The organism is Bradyrhizobium sp. S3.3.6 (assembly GCF_040546905.1).
Classification (GTDB): Bacteria; Pseudomonadota; Alphaproteobacteria; order Rhizobiales; family Xanthobacteraceae; genus Bradyrhizobium; species Bradyrhizobium cytisi.
In genome coordinates this window covers 169,997-188,717 of sequence record NZ_JBEPOT010000005.1, presented here as the reverse complement: position 1 = coordinate 188,717, position 18,721 = coordinate 169,997, and the positions used below count along the sequence as shown (strand labels likewise).

Below are 18,721 nucleotides of genomic sequence, written 5' to 3'. Positions count from 1 at the left end.
TGAGATCGCGCGGGTTCCGTGCTGATCGTTCAACTTGTGAGACGATCTGCCAGCTATTTGGACGCGCTGCCGAGTGACGTTGACCCAATTGTGTCTATCCTTTTCTACCATGACGACTCGGGGGCAACTTGATGGCAGCCGGGCGAGCGCTGGGTGGCAAGATGCGCTCGTCTGCTCTGATGCATCATCGGCCAGGACCGGACTTGATCGCGCCGTGCGCCATCATTTCCACACGTCCATATGGGTGTCCGACAGATCCGCGCTTCGGTGCGGTCTTCGGCGCCGCGCCCCCCGCGTTTGGACGAGCTGTCACAAAAGGGGCACATCATGGCTGTCGCGCAGATTCCAACCGCACCGCTGAAGCGCCAGGATCGCACCGGCTTCGTGCGGAGTTGGATCGCGTCGGGCGACGCGGGCAGCACTTCGCTGCGGCGCCGGCTGCTGTCGGTGCTGCGTCGGGCGCACCGGGCGCTTGGCATGAAGCGCGATCGGCTGGGGCTTGGATCGCTCGGCCTCTGCGGTGGCTTGGCCGCGACGCTCGGCGCGATCGCGGTGATGGTTGCTGTGACATCGACCGCCAGCGCCGGGTCCGTGCAGCTTGGCGGCGGAACCGCGAGTGGCACCGATTCCGTGTCGATCGGGACCAGCTCCAGCGCCACCAACTCCTGGGCCATAGCGGTCGGCGAAACCTCCAGCTCGACAGGACAATACACGGTGGCAATCGGCCGGGGAGCGTCGGCTGCGGGTGTCGGCGGCGCGATGGCGCTGGGCGCGGGCGCGACCGCGAGCAACATCAATTCGGTCGCGCTTGGCGTTAACGCCAAGGCCAATGCGGCAGGCGCCAGCGCCCTGGGCACCAATTCACAGGCCACCGGAGGCAACTCCACCGCGGTCGGTGTCGGCGCCACAGCCAGCAACAATTATGCGTTCGCGACGGGCTATGGATCCGTTGCCAGCGACCAGTACACGAACGCCATAGGCTATCAATCCAGTGCCGGCGGCCTGCGCGGCATCGCGCTTGGATATCAGGCAACCCAGAGCGGAATCGATTCCATCGCCCAAGGTACCATCGCCAACGCAAGCAAGCAGAATGCCATCGCGATCGGCTTCCAGTCGATCGCGTCCGAGATCAACTCCATCAATATTGGCGCACGCACCGTTGCGGGAACGGGTGCCACGGCCCAGGGCGCCATCGCCCTTGGCACGGATGTGCAGGCATCTCAGCAAAGAACCGTTGCCATAGGTGTCCTGGCCAAAGCGACGGGAACTGGCGCCACGGCGATGGGCAACACAGCCAGTGCCTGGGGCAACCAGTCCATCGCGTTCGGCGTGGGTGCGCAGGCAGGCGTCCAGGCCAACACGGCCCTGCCCAACAGCATCGCGATCGGCACCAATGCGCTCTCTGCCGGCGATTTCGCTGTCGCGATCGGCGCTGCCTCAAATGCGAGTGCCTCCGCTGGCACAGCGGTTGGCAACGCGGCAGTTGCCAGCGGCCAGAACGCCTCCTCATTCGGGTCTGGAGCGAGCGCGGCAGGAGACAATTCGCTTGCGGCCGGCGTTAGCGCCAACGCCGGCGGAGCCGGCAGCACCGCACTCGGCATCGGCGCCAATGCGTCGGCGGCCAGCGCTATTGCCATCGGCAACAATGCCGCGGCCAGTTCCGCCAACGCGGTCGCCCTGGGCACCAATGCTTTGGCGACCGGCGGCCAGGCGGTCTCCATCGGCGCGAACAACGTCGCCTATGGCAACGGCGCCGTGACGATCGGCGATCCGAGTTACGCCAGCGGCACGGGCGCCTTCACCGGCGGTGCAAACAACATCGCCAATAGTGACGGCACCGCGACCGCCACCGCCGCCAATCAGGCCGCCGGCGCCGTCGCGATCGGCAACAACAACAAGGCGATCGGTCAGGGCTCCGTGGCGCTGGGCAACGGCTCCACGGCGGGCGCGGCCGGTCTTGCGGGCAATATCGCGCTGGGTGACGGCGCAACGGCGGCGGCAAAATCCGGCGATGTCGCGCTCGGCTCCGGCAGCGTCACCGCTGTGGCGGTCGGCACGCCGAACACCGTGATCAACGGCACCACCTACAGCTTCGCCGGCACGACGCCGAACTCGACGGTCAGCGTCGGTGCGCTTGGCGCCGAGCGCACCATCACCAATGTCGCGGCGGGCCGGATCAGTAACTCTTCGACCGACGCGATCAACGGCTCGCAGCTCTGGGCCACCAACCAGGCCGTCGACGGCCTCGCCACCACCGTCAACAACATCAACACCGGTGGCGGCATCAAGTATTTCCACGCCAATTCGACGCTGGCGGATTCGTCCGCGGCGGGGACCAACTCGGTTGCGATCGGACCGGTCTCGACCGCCACCGGCAGCGGCTCGGTGTCGATCGGCAACGGCGCGACCGCCGCGAACGCCAACGATATCGCGCTCGGCTCGGGCAGCCAGACCACCACGGCGGTCGGCACGCCCGGCGTCAACATCGGCGGCACCAATTACGCCTTCGCCGGCACCAATCCACTCTCGACCGTCAGCGTCGGTTCGGTCGGCAACGAGCGCACCATCACCAACGTCGCGGCGGGGCGGATCAGCAACGGCTCGACCGACGCGATCAACGGCTCGCAGCTATGGGCCGCTACCTCCGCGATCGACAGCCTCTCGACCGTCGTCAGCAACGGCCTGACGCATTATTATGGTGTCAACGACGGCGGCACCCAGCAGGCCAACTACAACAATAACGGCGCGACTGGGACCAACTCGATGGCGGCCGGCGTTGCGGCGTCGGCGAGCGCTGCGGGAGCGACTGCGCTGGGCTTCAATACCCAGGCCACGGTCGCCGATGGCGTGGCGATCGGCTCGGGCTCGATATCCAACCGCGCGGTCGCGCCGACTTCCGGCACGATCGGCGGCACCATCATCCCCTACAACACCACCGATCTCGCACTGCTCGGCGCGGTTTCGGTCGGCAATGCGACGAGCTATCGACAGATCACTGACGTGGCCGACGGCACCCAGAGCAGCGACGCCGTCACCGTGCGGCAGCTGACCGGTGCACTGACCTCGTTCGCGACCACGACTACGAAATATTTCCACGCCAACTCGACGCTCGCCGACTCGCTGGCGGTCGGCAACAATTCGGTCGCGGTGGGGCCGCAGACCGTGGTCAATGGCGACAACGGCATCGGCATGGGCTTCGGCGCGACCGTGCAGCAGACCGCACCCGGCGGCATCGCGATCGGCCAGAATTCGCTGTCCAGCTTCGCCGATTCGATTGCGTTCGGAACCAATGCGCAGGCCAACGGCGTCCAATCGGTGTCGATCGGCGCGGGATCCCAGACGTCCAACCCGACCAGCGTTGCGCTCGGTCCGAACGCCAAGGCGACGGCGCAGGCCGGGGACGTCGCGCTCGGCGCCAATTCGACCACATCGACGGTGGTCAAGACCACGAGCACGACGATCGGCGGCACCACCTACAATTTCGCCGGCACGGCGCCAACATCGACCGTCAGCGTCGGCGGCGCCGGTTCGGAGCGCTCCGTCACCAACGTCGCGGCCGGACAGATCACCTCGACCTCGACCGACGCGATCAACGGCTCGCAGCTCTGGGCCACCAACGTCGCGCTGGACGGCCTTTACACCACCGTCAGCAACATCAGCAGCGGCGGTGGTGGCGTCAAATATTTCCACGCCAATTCGACGGCGGCGGATTCCACTGCGACCGGTGCCGAGAGCGTCGCGATCGGCCCGCAGTCGGTCGCAAGCGGCGCCAATGCGATCTCGATGGGCAACGGCTCCGCCGCATCGGCGGACAATTCGGTCGCGATTGGCGTCGGCGCCAAGGCGACGCAGGCCAACTCGCTGGCGCTCGGTGCGAACGCGACCACCACGGCCAATCTGAGCGATGCGGCCTATACGCCCGTTGTCGGCAAGAGCGTTGCGGGGGTGGCGACCGGCGAAGTGTCGGTCGGCTCGTCCGGGGCCGAACGCCGCGTCACCAATGTTGCCGCAGGCTCGGCCGCGACCGACGCGGTCAACGTCAGCCAGCTCCAGGCGGTGGCGTCGAGCTCGATCCGCTACGACACCGACGGCGCCGGCAACACCACCAACAAGCTGACGCTGAACAGCGGCAGCGGCGCGCCGGTGACGATCAGCAATGTGGCGGCGGGTGTCGCCGGCACCGATGCGGTCAACCTCAACCAGCTCAACAGCGCCTTCGAGCAGCTCAACGGCCGGATCGGCGAGGTACGGCAGGACGCCTGGCGTGCGGCCGCGATCGGCATGGCCGCCGCGTCGCTGCGTTATGACGACCGCCCCGGCAAGGTGAGCGCATCGGCGGGTGGCGGCATCTGGCGCAGCCAGGGCGCGCTGGCCTTCGGCATTGGCTACACCAGCGAGAACGGCCGGCTGCGCAGCAACGCGGCGGCGACCACCGCCGGGGGCGACTGGGGCGTCAGCGCCGGCGTGAGCCTGACGCTCAATTGACCCTGACCTCGACGCGGCGGCTGGCGTGCCTGGCTCTGGTGATCTGGCTTCAGGCGGCGGTGAGCGCATCCGCGCAGCCCGCACCGCCATCGGCTTACGCCGTGAAGCCTTCGGATGTCGTGGTGCCGGAGGGTGAGACGCTCGGCGAGTTCAGGCGGATGATTCAGCCGTTCAGGAACTGGACCTTGATTTGCGACGAGAGCCTCAAATCCAGGCGTCGCGTCTGCAACGTTACGCAATCAATCGTCAACGCGCAGGGCACGGTCGCCTTCAATTGGTCGCTGATTGCGACCGCCGACGGCAAGCCGCTGATGACGATGCGCATTCCCGCAGCTGCGGGGGTCGGCACGCATGTCGAGCTCGCGATGGGCGATAGCCCGGACCGAATCGTCGCCCAGACCGATCACTGCGACGCCAATTTCTGCTTCGCCACGGTTGCGATCGGCGACGTGCTCAGGCGCCACATCCGCGCGGCGACGCTGTGCCGTGTGTCCTTTCAGCTTCCGCAAGGAGGGCCGATCGTACTGGAGGCGCCGCTCGATGGGTTGTCCGGCGTATTGGCGAAACTGAAATGATACAAGGAGGATGAATACGCCGATGCGACTGAAAATGCCGACCCTGATTTTCGTGGCTGTCGTCATGGCAGCGCTCGGTGCGGCCGCTGTGGTGGGATATGCCCAGCAGGTCCAGCCTGCCGAGGCGCAGCCTATACCGTTGCAGCCCGGAGCTCCGGCGCCGGCCAAGAAGCCCGCCGCTAAGCCGCAACCACGCAAGCCGCGTCCGCAGGAGACGCAGACGGCGCCGGCTGCCGCAGCATCCGCTCCGCCGCAGCAGGCGGGGCAGCAACCGACCGTGTTCGACGATCATGCGCGGCAGGGCAACATCGTGACATGCGCCAATCTATTTGGGACGCTCGGCCGCGGTGTCGCGACGAACTCCAACTACACCGCGCAGTCGCAGTGGGACGCCAAGGCCGGCAATTCGCATTCGGTACAGGCGCTGGTCGCGCTTGCGCCCGACCAGGCCACCCAGGGCAATACCAATCAGCGGGCCGCTGGTGTCGTGTTTGCTGCACCGGTCGGCGCGTCCTGCGAAGGCAATCTGGTGCGGGTGACGCCCCGGATGGAGAGCTGCTCGATCGTTGCCGCCGAGCTCGCCAAGCTCAACGGTCAGAACGGCGCGCTCGGTGGTCTCGCGACGATCGCGCTGCCGAACGGCGCGCAGGTGGTGCTCGTTCCTTTCGGCAACGCCTGTGTCGCGGTAACGACACTGCGCGTGACCGGGTAGCCGCCACCAAATCGGGTCACGTGCCGATGTCAGGGAGCGGTTGCTCCTCACGACGAAAATCAGTCGCGTCGGCACGGGGTTACGGCGATCCACCGGGGCCATTTCGGCCGCACTCATTCTACTGTGCATGGGGTTGTTTTCGCGATTCCTGTCTGAGCGGTCCCTCCGGGAACACTATTCAGACCCCATTCATCCCGGTTCCGGTTCCATGACCCCGTTCACGGAGAGGGACTTCAACTTATGTATATTTCTGGCCAAAGCCTCATCGTCATCCTGTTTGTCGGCCTGGTTGCCGGCTGGCTCGCCGGCAAGGTCGTGCGAGGAAGCGGGTTCGGCATCATCGGTGACATCGTGATCGGCATCGCCGGTGCGTTCGTCGCGACGTTCCTGTTCCCGAAGCTCGGCATCCATCTCGGCGTCGGGCTGGTCTCGGAGATCATCTATTCCGCCATCGGCGCCATCATCCTGCTGCTGGTGGTGCGGCTGGTGCGCGGCGGCGGCCGGTTCTAGCGCCACAGGTTCAGCCGATCGGAACTTTGCGCCTCTCCCCAGGCTGGGGAGAGGCGCTTGTGTTTGCTATAAAAAGCCGCAAAGACTGTGAAATACCGGACTTGCGGATTGGGCCGTCCCGGGTAGATGTGGCGAGGCTCGGATTAATTCGATTGCACTGCATGCGGGGAGAACCCGATATTAATCCGGGGCGCGTACGCCTCGATTTGTTTTTGTAATCAGGACTCTGGAAATCAGGGGGGTTGCCCCATTACCCGAAAGAGATCAGATTGATGGCAGCCGTTCCCGGCCTCCGCCGTTCAGAGCTCGGTGACGCGCTGCGTGCCTGCCGCACGGCGTTCATCGGCGTCGGTTTCATGAGCTGCATGATCAACCTGCTCTATCTGACCGGGTCGATCTTCATGCTGGAGGTCTACGACCGGGTGCTGCCGAGCCGCAGCATTCCAACCCTCGTCGGCCTGATCGTACTCGCCGGCGGTCTCTATATGGCGCAGGGCGTGCTCGACATGATCCGCAGCCGCATCCTGGGACGGGTCGGAACCGCGCTCGACGAGGCCCTGAACAAACGCGTGTTCGACACCATCGTACGCCTGCCGCTGCTGGTGGGCAGCCGCAACGAGGGGCTGCAGCCGCTGCGCGACCTCGACAATGTCCGCTCGTTCCTCGGCGGCATGGGCCCGAGCGCGTTCTTCGACCTGCCCTGGCTGCCGCTCTATCTCGCCATCTGCTTCGCCTTCCACGTCATGATCGGCGTGACCGCCTTGGTCGGCGCCATCATCCTGGTCGGGCTGACGCTGGTCACCGAGTTCCTGTCCCGCCAGCCGGCGAAGGATGCGATGGGCCTTGCCGCCCAGCGCAACGATCTCGCCCAGTCGAGCCGCCGCAATGCCGAGGTGCTGGTGTCGATGGGCATGGCCGGCCGGCTGAACGCGCGCTGGAGCGAGGCCAACGAAAAATACCTCGCCGGCAATCAGCGTGCGAGCGACGTCGCCGGCGGCCTGGGCGCCGTCGCAAAAGTGCTGCGCATGATGCTGCAATCGGCGGTGCTCGCGGTCGGCGCCTATCTCGTCATCCATCAGGAGGCGACCGCCGGCATCATCATTGCGGGCTCGATCCTCTCGGCCCGCGCGCTGGCGCCGGTCGATCTCGCGATCGCGCATTGGAAATCCTTCGTCGCAGCACGCCAGAGTTGGCACCGCCTCAGCCGCCTCCTGGAACAGATGCCGGCGCAGGCGACGCCGACCCAGTTGCAGGCACCCACCAGCCGCCTCTCGGTCGAAGGCGTGGCGATGGTTGCTCCAGGCGACCAGCGCCTTATCGTCCAGGACGTCAATTTTGTGCTCGAAGCCGGCAACGGCCTCGGCGTGATCGGGCCGAGCGGCTCCGGCAAATCCTCGCTGATCCGCGCACTCGTCGGCGTCTGGTATCCGGTCCGCGGCAAGGTCCGGCTTGACGGCGCGGCGCTCGACCAATGGTCGTCCGACGTGCTCGGCCGTCACATCGGCTATCTGCCGCAGGACGTCGAGCTGTTCGGCGGCACCATCGCGCAGAACATCGGCCGTTTTGATCCGGAGGCGACGTCCGACGGCATCATCTCCGCGGCCAAGGAAGCCGGCGTACACGAGATGATCATCAAGATGCGCGAGGGCTACAATACGCAAGTCGGCGAGCAGGGCACGTCGCTGTCCGCAGGCCAGGCGCAGCGCGTGGCGCTGGCGCGCGCGCTCTACGGCAATCCGTTCCTGATCGTGCTGGACGAGCCGAACTCCAATCTCGACACCGAAGGCGACGAGGCGCTGACCCGCGCGATCCGCAGCGCGCGCGAGCGCGGCGCCATCGTCATCGTGGTGGCGCACCGGCCCATCGGCGTCGAGGCGGTCGACCAGGTACTAGTCCTTCGCGACGGCCGCATGCAGGCCTTCGGTCCGAAGGAGAAAGTGCTCGCCCAGGTGCTCCAGCCCCGCGTCGCGCCGCCGGCGCCGATCAAGATCGTCAGCGAAGGCGGAGTGGCCAAACCATGAGCACGATGACGGTCGGCGGGACAAAGCCCGCCGCGACCAGGACGGTGCGGGAGTCGATCCGGTTTCACCTGATCCTCGGAATCTCGATCGTGCTGGTCCTGGCCATCGGCCTCGGCGGTTGGGCCTCCATGGTGCAGATCTCCGGCGCGTTGATCGCGCCGGGCCAGATCGTGGTCGAATCCAACGTCAAGAAGGTGCAGCACCCGACCGGCGGCGTGGTCGGCGAGGTGCGCGCCCGCGACGGCGACGTGGTCAAGGCCGGCGACGTCGTGGTGCGGCTCGACGACACCGTCACCAAGGCCAACCTCGCCATCGTCACCAAGAATCTCGACGCCGCGCTGGCCCGTGCGGCACGGCTGCAGGCCGAGCAGCGCGGTCTCGACAAGATCGAATTCCCGCCATCGCTGCTCGATCGCGGCGACGATCCCGACGTCAAGGCGCTGCTCTCTGCCGAAACCAAGTTGTTCGACGTCCGTGTCAACGGCCGTGCCGGCCAGAAGGCCCAGCTCCGCGAGCGCATCCAGCAGCTCAACGAGGAGATTGAGGGTCTTTCCGCGCAGGAGAAAGCCAAGGACAAAGAGATCTCGCTGGTGCAGCAGGAGCTGATCGGCGTGCGCGATCTCTATGACAAGCACCTGGTGCAGATCTCGCGCCTGACCACGCTCGAGCGCGACTCGGCCCGCCTCAACGGCGAGCGCGCGCAGTACATCGCCTCACGGGCGCAGGCCAAAGGCAAGATCACCGAGACCGAGCTTCAGATCATCCAGGTCGACAAGGACATGGTGAGCGAGGTCTCCAAGGATCTGCGCGAGACCAACGACAAGAGCGGCGAGCTGATCGAGCGCAAGGTCGCGGCCGAAGACCAGCTCCGTCGTGTCGACATTCGCGCGCCGCAGGACGGCATGGTGCTGCAATCGACGGTGCACACCGTCGGCGGCGTCGTCACTGCCGGCGATGCGCTCATGCTGATCGTGCCGCAGGCCGACGACCTCCAGGTCGAGGCGAAGGTCAACCCGGTCGATATCGACAAGCTCCAGATCGGCCAGAAGACGCTGCTGCGCCTCTCCGCCTTCAACCAGCGCACCACGCCCGAGCTCACCGGCGTCGTCAGCCGCGTCTCGCCCGACGTGACCACCGACCAGCGCACCGGCCAGAGCTATTATACCATCCGCGTCTCGCTGTCGGCGGAAGAGGTCGCCAAGCTCGGCGACTCCAAGCTGATCCCCGGCATGCCGGTGGAAGCTTTCGTCCAGACCGGCGATCGCACCATGCTGTCGTACCTCTTGAAGCCGTTGCACGATCAGTTCATGCGGGCGTTCCGCGAGAAGTGACGCGCGAAAGCGCGTCATCCCGGAGCGCGCTTGGCGCGCATCCGGGATCTCGAGCGGCAGTCTCGGTCTCGTAGGGTGGGCAAAGGCGCAACGCGCCGTGCCCACCATTTTCACGCAGCAATGATGATGGTGGGCACGCTTCGCTTTGCCCACCCTACGAGACTGCAATCTTGCTATAATGCGGCATGCGCCAAACAACCCCGCGTCGAACCATGCAGACCCCGCCCTCCATCACCACAAAATCCTTCACCGACGCCGGCCCTGCCGTCGCCCGTCTCGAAGAGATCTACGAGCGCAACACAAAGTTCCTGCGCGACCGGTTCGAAGCCTATGTCTCAGGCGAGGCGATCACGATGCGGGTGCGCGCCTATTATCCTTTCGTCCGCCTCACCACCGCGACGTATGCGCGGCTGGACTCGCGTCTCTCGTATGGCTTCGTCGCCAGACCCGGCGTGCACGAGACCAGCGTGACGCGGCCGGATCTGTTCCGCGCTTATCTCACCGAGCAGATCGGCCTCCTGATCCAGAACCACGGCGTTCCTGTCGAGATCGGCGAGTCCAATGAGCCGATCCCGATCCACTTCGCCTATCGCCGCGACATCAATATCGAAGCCGCCATCAGCACCAGCGAGAATTCGCCGGTCACGCGCTCGCTGCGCGATGCGTTCGACGTGCCTGATCTCGCCGCCATGGACGATTCGATCGCCGACGGCACTTTCGAGCTTCAGCCGGGTGCGCCCGAGCCGCTGTCGCTGTTCCGCGCTGCCCGCGTCGACTACTCGCTGCGCCGGCTCTATCACTACACCGGCACCGATCCTGAGCATTTCCAGAACTTTGTCATTTTCACCAACTACCAGTTCTATGTCGATGCCTTCGCGCAGATGTGTCAGCAGCGGCTTCAGTCCGGCGAGGCCGGGCTCGAAGCCTTTGTTGCGCCGGGCAACGTCATCACGCGTGCTGGCGGGGCGACCACCGGAGACGCGCCCACGCGCACGCCACAGATGCCGGCCTTCCATCTGGTCGCGCCCGATTATCGCGGCATCACCCTGATCAACATCGGCACCGGTCCGTCCAACGCGCGCAACGTCACCGATCACGTCGCGGTGCTGCGGCCGCATGCCTGGCTGATGCTCGGGCATTGCGCCGGCTTGCGCAACACCCAGCGGCTCGGCGACTACGTGCTGGCGCATGGCTATGTGCGCGAGGACCACGTGCTCGATCGCGAGCTGCCGCTGTGGGTGCCGATCCCGGCACTGGCCGAGATGCAAGTCGCTCTGGAGCAGGCGGTCGAGGACGTCACCGGCCTGGAAGGTTTCGAGCTCAAGCGCCTGATGCGCACGGGCACGGTCGCCAGCGTCGACAACCGCAATTGGGAGATATCAGGGCCCGAGGTCATTCGCCGCATGTCGCAATCGCGCGCAGTCGCGCTCGACATGGAATCGGCCGCGATCGCGGCCAACGGTTACCGCTTCCGCGTGCCCTATGGCACGCTGCTCTGCGTCTCCGACAAGCCGCTGCATGGCGAGATCAAGCTCGCCGGCATGGCCAGCGAATTCTACCGCCGCCGCGTCGGCCAGCATCTTGAGATCGGTCTCAAGGCGCTGGAACGACTGAAGCAGCAGGAGTCGGAGCGCTTGCATTCGCGCAAGCTGCGCAGCTTTGCCGAAGTCGCGTTTCAGTAGAGCGCTTATCAGTAGAGCGCTTAGCTCTCCTGGAAGGACAGGGGAGCTGTCTTACGAGCGTCGACGTCTCCGTTAACACTGCGCCACGGAATATCGAAGCCAACGCAGGGTTATCAATTGGTCCGGGGCCGCTTGGATCGAGACAGGAGACAGAAATGATCGGAACGATGATCAGGTTCGTTACTCTGGGAACGTTTGCGGCACTGCTGGCTTCCCCGGCATATGCCGCAGGAGGTGGTGGAGGGGGCGGTGGCGGAGGCGGCGGAGGCGGAGGCATGGATCCTTTTGCGAGCACCTATTCAGCTCCGAGCACAGCCCAACCGACCTATCCGAAGCGGCCGGGAACAAAGGCCACACAAAAGAACAGGAAACCCAACAACCAGTCCAGCATCGACGATCCCGCATTCGCGACCGGCTACCGCGTGGCTTATGACACCATCTACGAGCGCAATGACTATGCGAGCGCGATCGCGCAATTGAAATCGCTTGGCCATGACGACCATCCGAACGTCGCCAACCTCATCGGCTACTCCTACCGCAAGCTTGGCGACTACGAGCAGTCGCAGGTCTGGTACGAGCGCGCGTTGAAGGCGGATCCGAACCACGTCCTGACGTGGCAGTATTACGGGCTGTGGCAGCTCGAGCGAGGCAACCGCGAGCAGGCGCTCTATCATCTGAGCCGGATTGCAGCCATCTGCGGGACGGACTGCGAGGAGTACAAATCGTTGGCCACGGCGCTGGAGAAGCCGACCGGGACTGCGCTCGTCTATTAGAGAGCCGCGGTTCTTCTTGCGGCCAAGGTGACAAGCCGCCGGATTTTTTGCATTGTCCCGTTCGGGGGTGCGAACGGGACAATTGGATGCCGCTGGCGCGCGACAGGATCATCGGCCACGACCTCGAACGTCTGGCTTTCCGCTTCACCATGACGAATGACGGCGACGTCGTGCATTGCCAGATCAGCGATGCCGCGATGGACGAGCTTGCGGGCATGCAGGGTACCGAAAGCAGCGCCCGCCAGGCGCAGTTCATGTCGCTGCGCGAGACGATCGAGCGGCTGGCCTCAGAGCTTTACGACGAGGCACCGCGATTCAAGGGCTATGTGGTGCGGATTTTTACGCGGCATTTGGGAAGGTGAGGTCGCTTACTCCGGTGTCATCGCTCGCGAAGGCGGGCGATCCAGTACTCCGAGACCGTCGTGATTGAATCGATGGGCCGCGGAGTACTGGATGCCCCGCCTTCGCGGGCATGACAGCGGTGCTTGTGGCGATACTGTTCAATTCTCACTCGCACGGCTAGGCAGCTATCCCTCCAGCTTCTTCAGCAACAACTTCAGCGCCGTCGCCGCGAACAGCTGCATGTTGGCGAACCGGTCGCTGCTGCCCGTCTCCAGCGTCATCACCTCAGCTGCCGGCCCCGCGACCGCCATGCAGCTATGGCCGGCAGCGTCGCCATAGCGGTTGCCGGTGGGGCCGGCTGCGCCGGTCTCGGACAGGCCCCAGTCGGAGCTGAAGCGGCCGCGCATCTGTTCGGCCAGAAGTTTCGCGTAGGGCTCCGAGGAGGAACGAAAGCCCTTCATTCCTTCGTCCGAAATATCCATCAGTACGCGCCTGGCGTCGCGGGTGTAGACCACTGCGCCGCCGAGGAAATAGGCGGAGGCGCCGGGCACCGCGAGCAGGCTCGCTGCGATCAGGCCGCCGGTCGAGGATTCCGCGACCGCAATGGTCTGCTTGCGCGCGATCAGTTTGCCTGCGACCTGTTCCGCAATGCCGACGAGCTCTTTCATCCCTATCATCCCTTATTCCTTCGCAACCGAGCCCGGCCTTCCTAGCATATGACAGAAGCCTTGGCCGAGTTGCGGGCGGAGGGCAGGCCTGCTTGAATGGCGGACAAGGCGAAGCGGCCAAGCGCCGCCCGCAACAGGACACGACGAGGAAACGTGAGAAGAGAGGCGTCATGGCGTCCCTGATCGCCGGCGGGGTGGATTGCGACGTGCATCCGGCCGTGCCGCATCTGACCAGCCTGCTGCCGTACCTGAACGACTATTGGCGCGATCAGGTGACGACGCGCGGCATGGTCGATCTCGTCTCGCAATCCTACCCGAAAAACTCGCCGATCGTGGCGCGGCCCGATTGGCGTCCCGAGAATGGCAAGCCGGGCGAAAGCCTGGAGGACATGCAGCGGCATGTGCTCGATCCGTTCCGGCTGACGTATGCCATCTGCAACCCGCTTTACGGCGTGCAGATGGTGTTCTCGGAAGATTTGCAGGCCGCGTTCTGCCGCGCGCTGAACGAATGGCTCGCGAAGGAATGGCTCGATCGCGATTCCCGGCTGCGCGGCTCGATCGTGATCCCGACGCAAAGCGTCGAGAAGGCAGTCGCCGAGATCGAGCGCTGCGCGCAGGACAAGCGCTTCGTGCAGGTGCTGATGCTGGTGATGGGCGACACGCCGCTCGGCAAGCGCGCGCTGTGGCCGATCTATGAGGCGGCGGAACGACACGACCTTCCGGTCGGGATCCACGCCGGTTCCGCCTATCACAATCCGCCGACCGCGGTGGGGTGGGGTTCCTATCACATCGAGGATTATGTCGGTCAGGCCCAGGCGTTTCAGACCCAGCTCACCAGCCTGATCGTCGAGGGCGTTTTCGCCAAATATCCGCGGCTGAAGATGGTGATGCTGGAGTCCGGCGTCTCCTGGATCTCGCCCTTTCTCTGGCGCCTGCACAAGTTCTGGCGCGGGGTACGGATGGAGACGCCCTGGGTCGATCGTGCGCCGCTGGAAATTGTGCGCAGCAACATCCGCTTCTCGTTACAGCCATTTGATGCGCCGCCGGACGAAGCGACATTAATTCGCCTGTTTGAGCATATGCAGTCCGACGAATTGGTCCTATTCTCCACCGACTATCCGCACTGGCAGTTCGATGGCCTGGACGCGCTGCCTCAAGGTCTGTCCCCCGATCTCGTGCGCAAGATCATGATCGACAATCCGCATGCAACCTATCCCCGCCTGACGTGAGCCCGCTGCCAAAGGAGGCAAGGCGATGAATATCCAGTTCCGCGAGAGCCTAGAGGCCGCTTCCCCCCCGACGACGAAGACCGCGATAGCCGACTGCGACATCCATCCGGCGCGCGCGACCCGGACCGAGCTCTATCCCTATCTGGCCAAACGCTGGCAGCATCACCTCGAGATCTACGGTGTTCATGCCTATCAGGGCATGATGGAAGGCCCGCCCTATCCGAAGGCGCAGCCCAATGCCTCGCGCCGCGATGCCTATCCGCCGGAGGGCGGCCCGCAGGGCTCCTCGCTGTCCTTCATGCAGAAGCAACTGCTCGATCCCAACAACGTGCAACTCGGCGTGCTCAATCCGCTCAATACCGGGCAAGGCATCCGCAATCACGACCTCTCGGCCGCGCTCTGCTCGGCCATCAACGACTGGCAGATCGACAAATGGACCAGCAAGGACAAGCGGCTGAAGGCGTCGATCGTCGTCGGCAATGAGGATGGCCTGTCGGCCGCTGCCGAGATTCGCGAGCGCGCCGGTGACAAGAACTTTGTGCAGGTGCTGCTGCTCAGCCGCAATGTCGAGCCGCTCGGTCAGCGCCGCTACTGGCCGATCTATCAGGCCGCGGAAGAGGCCGGCCTTCCCGTCGGCGTTCACGCGTTCGGTTTCGGCGGCAACCCGATCACGCCATCGGGCTGGCCGTCCTATTACATCGAGGAGATGGTGGGCCACTCGCAGTGCCAGCAATCGGCACTGGCCAGCCTCGTGCTGGAAGGCGTGTTCGAGCGCTTCCCGAAACTAAAGATGGTGATGATCGAAGCCGGCTTTGGCTGGGCACCGTCACTGGCCTGGCGGCTCGATAAGGCGTGGCAGCGGCTGCGCAGCGAGGTGCCGCACGTAAAACGGCCGCCGTCGGAATATATCCGCGAGCAGGTGTGGTGGACCACGCAGCCGATGGAAGATCCGGAGCGGCGCGAGGATCTGCTCGACGTCATCAACTGGCTCGGTTGGGACCGGCTGCTGTTCGCGACCGACTATCCGCATTGGGATTATGACGAGCCGTCGCGTGTCTTACCGGCGGGCGTCAGCGACACCAACCGCGAGGCGTTCTATCTGGGCAATGCCCGGAAGCTCTACGGAATCAGTTGATGGCGAGGCATGTGATTGCCGCGGTCGATGAGCTTCCGCCGGGCACGCGAAAATTCCTGGAGATCGAGGGACGGCCGATCGCGGTCTTCAACGTCAAGGGCGAGTATTTCGGCCTGATGAACCGCTGCCCGCATCAGGGCGCGGCGCTGTGCGAGGGCCCGCTGATCGGGCTCGCGCAGTCCAGGGATCCCGGCGAGATCGAATATACGAAACTCGGCGAGATCATCCGCTGCCCCTGGCACGGCTGGGAGTTCGACATCCGCACCGGCCAATCCTATTGCGACCCCCGCCGCTTCCGCGCGAAGGCCTATCCGGCCCATGTCGAGCCCGGTGCGAGCGTGGTGAAGGGGCCGTATGTCGCCGAGACGATCACGGTGAAGGTCGAGAGCGATTACGTGGTGGTGGAGCTGTAGCCCCCACTGTCATTCCGGGGCGGTCCGTAGGACCGAGCCCGGAATCCATCGTGCGTCAGGAATGCTCGGAGAAATGGATTCCGGGCTCGCGCTACGCGCGCCCCGGAATGACCATCAATGACCCGCCACCGGCTCCGCCGCCGTATCATACGTCGTCACCGCCTGGCGGCCGCCGCGATAGACGATCGACGCGGCAATGATACCAAGCGCGGCCGCAAACATCAGCCAAAGACCGGGCGATGCCTTGTTGCCGGTGTAGTCGATCAGCAAGGTCGAGGCGAACGGCGTGAAGGTACCGAACAGCGCGGCGGCGAGCGCGAAGGCGAGCGAGAAGCAGGTGGTGCGGACGTGTGCCGGCACGATCTCGACGAGAGCACCGAGCATCGTGCCGCTGTACATGCCGAAATAGAACGAGAACATCATCTCGACCGCGAGCAGCTTGCCGAAGGTCGGCGCCGCCACCAGCCAGCTCAGTGCCGGATAGGCGGTGAGCAGCGCCAGTGTGGCGATGCCGAGCAGCACCGGCTTGCGGCCGATCCGGTCGGACAGCGCGCCGCCGACCGGATTCCAGATGAAATTCGTGACTGCGACCAGCAACGTGACCAGCAGCGCATCCTGCGACGACAGCTTCAGCACGGTCTTGCCGAAGGTCGGCGTGTACACGGTGACGAAGTAGAACGTCGTCGTGGTCAGGACCGCGATCATCATGCCGAGGATGACGATGCGCCAGTTGGCGAGCGCGGAGGCGAACACCTCGTTCGCCGTCGGATGCTTCTTCATGGCGAGGAAGGCGGGCGTTTCCTCCAGCGTGCGCCGCAGGAAGAAGATCAGCGGAATGATCATGCAACCGACGAAGAAGGGAATGCGCCAGCCCCAGGCTGCGACCGTGTCAGCCGGCATCACCTCGGAGAGGAGATAGCCGAGGATCGACGCCACGAAGATCGCGACCTGCTGGCTCGAGGACTGGAACGAGGTGTAGAAGCCGCGGTTGCCGGGCGTGGAGATTTCCGCGAGGTAGACCGACACGCCGCCGAGCTCGACGCCGGCGGAGAAGCCCTGCAGCAGGCGTCCGACCAGGACGATCACAGGCGCTGCGATGCCGATCGTGGCGTAGCTCGGGCAGAATGCGATCACGACCGTGCCGATGGCCATGATAGCGAGCGTGACGATCAGGCCCTGACGGCGGCCGATGCGGTCGATGTAGGCGCCGAGCACGATCGCGCCAACCGGGCGCATCAGCGCGCCGAGCCAGAACACGCCAAAGGTGTTGAGCAGTGACGCGGTCTCGTTGGTGGAGGGGAAGAACGCCTTGCCGATCGCGGCGGCATAGAAGCCGAACAGGAAGAAGTCGAACTGTTCGAGGAAATTGCCGCTCGTTGCGCGCAGAATCGCGCCGATGCGCGATTTGATCTCGGGCGGATTGGTTGATGCTGCTGGTCCAGCCATTGACGTTACTCCCCTGGAAGACGTGGCCGGACCGGAACTCATTTTCACGGCAAGGCGACAGATCGTTGCTGTGACAATCTGTCTTACCCCATCTCGCGCGAGGCGTTGCGAGTCAACTGAATTTGCTGCGGAAGCTGATGATTTTTCAGGCTTTATTCTGCGTTGCAGCGATCATCCACTGACGAAACGCGGCGAGCTTCGGCGCCTCGCGGCGGCCCTCCGGTGAGACCAGATAGAAGCCCGCGTCCGCCGGCAGCGCGATCTTGAAGGGGACTACGAGCCGGCCCTTGGCGATGTCGTCGCTGACATAGGAGGTCCGCCCCATCGCCACGCCGATGCCGTCGATCGCGGCCTGGATGGTCATGAAGATCATGTCGAAGGTGATGCCGGGCTGCCTGGCGATGTCGGCCGGGAGGCCCGCCGCCGTCAGCCACAGCCGCCAGTCGTCGCTGTTGGCGTTGGATGTGTGCAGCAGGGGATAACCCCGCAAATCCTCCGGCTGGCGCAGCGGCTTGTCGCCGCGCAGCAGCGAGGGGCTGCACACCGGGAACAGCTCGTCCGCCATCAGCCAGTCGGCGCGCAGGCCCGGCCATTGGCCGCGGCCATAACGGATTGCGGCGTCGACATCGTCGCGCTGGAAATCGACGAGGCTGGTCGAGGTGGTGATGTGCACGTCGATGCCGGGATGTGCCTCCTGGAAATCGGTCAGCCGCGGCAGCAGCCATTTTGCCGCCAGCGAGGCCAGTGTCGAGACCGTCAGCACCTTGTCGTCGTCCTTGCGCAGCAGCCGGTCGGTCGCAAGCCGGAGGTCGTTGAATGCGGCACGGACGCCGGGCAGGTAGTCGCGCGCCTCCGGCGTCAGCGCCAGCGCGCGGTTCTGCCGGATGAACAGGCGGATGCCGAGCTCGTCCTCGAGCCGGCGGATCTGATGGCTGATCGCGGTCTGTGTCACGTTCAGCTCGCTTGCCGCCAGCGTGAAGCTGAGATGGCGCGCGGCGGCCTCAAACGCCCGCAATCCGTTCAGGGAGGGCAATCTGGCAGTCATTTGGCAGCATGATGCATGAGCTTATTTCATGCGAAGGGGTACAAATTGTCGTTTGTCGAAGCACGCGCGCAGGAGGATATTCGGTACAAATTTAGCTCGAGGAGCTGAAAATGTCTACCTGCACTGACAATTCGATGACAAATCATCATGCGCCTGGGCTGCTCTACCAGATCGGCGAAACACTCCATGTCTGGCACGAGCGTTACCGGACCCGTCGCGAACTGAGCAACTGGACCGCCCGCGATCTCCACGACGTCGGCCTGTCCTGGAGCGATATCGCCTTTGAGGCTGAGAAACCCTTCTGGCGGGCCTGATAGGCCGCCAGCCCGGCGCCGCCTGATCAACAGGGGCGCC

Annotated in this window: 16 protein-coding genes; 13 read left to right on the top strand and 3 right to left on the bottom strand. The window is 64.9% G+C overall.

The features are described from left to right. Positions 1 to 327 precede the first annotated feature (327 nt). The 9 genes from ABID59_RS17355 to ABID59_RS17315 all read left to right on the top strand — a co-directional run bounded on the left by ABID59_RS17355 (position 328) and on the right by ABID59_RS17315 (position 12,451). On the top strand, positions 328 to 4,485 hold the full coding sequence (locus ABID59_RS17355; RefSeq protein ID WP_354084157.1) for a beta strand repeat-containing protein: 4,158 nt from the start codon (positions 328 to 330) through the stop codon (positions 4,483 to 4,485). Further along, the gene (locus ABID59_RS17350; protein WP_354031624.1) at positions 4,482 to 5,060 is read left to right on the top strand and encodes an invasion associated locus B family protein; all 579 of its coding nucleotides are present in this window, start codon (positions 4,482 to 4,484) and stop codon (positions 5,058 to 5,060) included. Before ABID59_RS17355 ends, ABID59_RS17350 begins: the two co-directional genes overlap by 4 nt. Positions 5,061 to 5,094: 34 nt before the next feature. Then, the gene (locus tag ABID59_RS17345) at positions 5,095 to 5,772 is read left to right on the top strand and encodes a hypothetical protein (RefSeq protein ID WP_354084156.1); all 678 of its coding nucleotides are present in this window, start codon (positions 5,095 to 5,097) and stop codon (positions 5,770 to 5,772) included. Between the two features lie 240 nt (positions 5,773 to 6,012). Continuing rightward, positions 6,013 to 6,282: a GlsB/YeaQ/YmgE family stress response membrane protein gene (locus ABID59_RS17340; protein WP_354084155.1), complete on the top strand. Its 270-nt coding sequence runs from the start codon at positions 6,013 to 6,015 to the stop codon at positions 6,280 to 6,282. A 272-nt stretch (positions 6,283 to 6,554) separates the two neighbouring features. Continuing rightward, positions 6,555 to 8,303, top strand: a complete 1,749-nt coding sequence (locus ABID59_RS17335; protein ID WP_354031626.1) for a type I secretion system permease/ATPase — start codon at positions 6,555 to 6,557, stop codon at positions 8,301 to 8,303. Then, positions 8,300 to 9,634 (top strand): HlyD family type I secretion periplasmic adaptor subunit, encoded by a 1,335-nt coding sequence (locus ABID59_RS17330; protein WP_354031627.1) that lies wholly within the window; start codon positions 8,300 to 8,302, stop codon positions 9,632 to 9,634. The genes ABID59_RS17335 and ABID59_RS17330 overlap by 4 nt, the downstream gene beginning before the upstream one ends. A gap of 212 nt (positions 9,635 to 9,846) precedes the next feature. Continuing rightward, positions 9,847 to 11,316, top strand: coding sequence for an AMP nucleosidase (locus tag ABID59_RS17325; RefSeq protein ID WP_354031628.1), 1,470 nt, complete (start codon positions 9,847 to 9,849; stop codon positions 11,314 to 11,316). A 155-nt stretch (positions 11,317 to 11,471) separates the two neighbouring features. Further along, positions 11,472 to 12,089, top strand: coding sequence for a tetratricopeptide repeat protein (locus tag ABID59_RS17320; protein ID WP_148755008.1), 618 nt, complete (start codon positions 11,472 to 11,474; stop codon positions 12,087 to 12,089). Positions 12,090 to 12,175: 86 nt separating this feature from the next. Next, positions 12,176 to 12,451 (top strand): DUF1488 family protein, encoded by a 276-nt coding sequence (locus tag ABID59_RS17315; protein ID WP_187435295.1) that lies wholly within the window; start codon positions 12,176 to 12,178, stop codon positions 12,449 to 12,451. Positions 12,452 to 12,616: 165 nt separating this feature from the next. Here ABID59_RS17315 and ABID59_RS17310 read toward each other — a convergent pair whose 3' ends face one another. Further along, positions 12,617 to 13,099 (bottom strand): CinA family protein, encoded by a 483-nt coding sequence (locus tag ABID59_RS17310; protein WP_148755011.1) that lies wholly within the window; start codon positions 13,097 to 13,099, stop codon positions 12,617 to 12,619. A 170-nt stretch (positions 13,100 to 13,269) separates the two neighbouring features. Between ABID59_RS17310 and ABID59_RS17305 the strand changes: the two genes are divergently transcribed. Genes ABID59_RS17305 through ABID59_RS17295 form a run of 3 tightly spaced genes read left to right on the top strand, consistent with a single transcriptional unit; the run spans position 13,270 to position 15,876 of the window. Beyond that, entirely contained in the window at positions 13,270 to 14,328 is a 1,059-nt protein-coding gene (locus ABID59_RS17305; protein ID WP_148755013.1) for an amidohydrolase family protein, read from the top strand. Between the two features lie 25 nt (positions 14,329 to 14,353). Next, a complete protein-coding gene (locus ABID59_RS17300) occupies positions 14,354 to 15,463 on the top strand; it encodes an amidohydrolase family protein (RefSeq protein WP_148755014.1) in 1,110 nt (369 codons plus the stop codon). Continuing rightward, positions 15,463 to 15,876, top strand: coding sequence for a Rieske (2Fe-2S) protein (locus ABID59_RS17295; RefSeq protein WP_148755016.1), 414 nt, complete (start codon positions 15,463 to 15,465; stop codon positions 15,874 to 15,876). The genes ABID59_RS17300 and ABID59_RS17295 overlap by 1 nt, the downstream gene beginning before the upstream one ends. Positions 15,877 to 15,990: 114 nt before the next feature. Here ABID59_RS17295 and ABID59_RS17290 read toward each other — a convergent pair whose 3' ends face one another. Beyond that, positions 15,991 to 17,322 carry an MFS transporter gene (locus ABID59_RS17290; RefSeq protein WP_148755017.1) on the bottom strand — a complete coding sequence of 444 codons (1,332 nt, stop codon included), beginning with the start codon at positions 17,320 to 17,322 and terminating at the stop codon, positions 15,991 to 15,993. Positions 17,323 to 17,467: 145 nt separating this feature from the next. Then, on the bottom strand, positions 17,468 to 18,367 hold the full coding sequence (locus tag ABID59_RS17285) for a transcriptional regulator GcvA (protein WP_148755019.1): 900 nt from the start codon (positions 18,365 to 18,367) through the stop codon (positions 17,468 to 17,470). A 110-nt stretch (positions 18,368 to 18,477) separates the two neighbouring features. On the opposite strand from ABID59_RS17285, the gene ABID59_RS17280 reads away from it, so the two are divergent. After that, positions 18,478 to 18,681, top strand: a complete 204-nt coding sequence (locus ABID59_RS17280; protein ID WP_148755021.1) for a DUF1127 domain-containing protein — start codon at positions 18,478 to 18,480, stop codon at positions 18,679 to 18,681. The last annotated feature ends 40 nt before the right edge of the window (positions 18,682 to 18,721 follow it).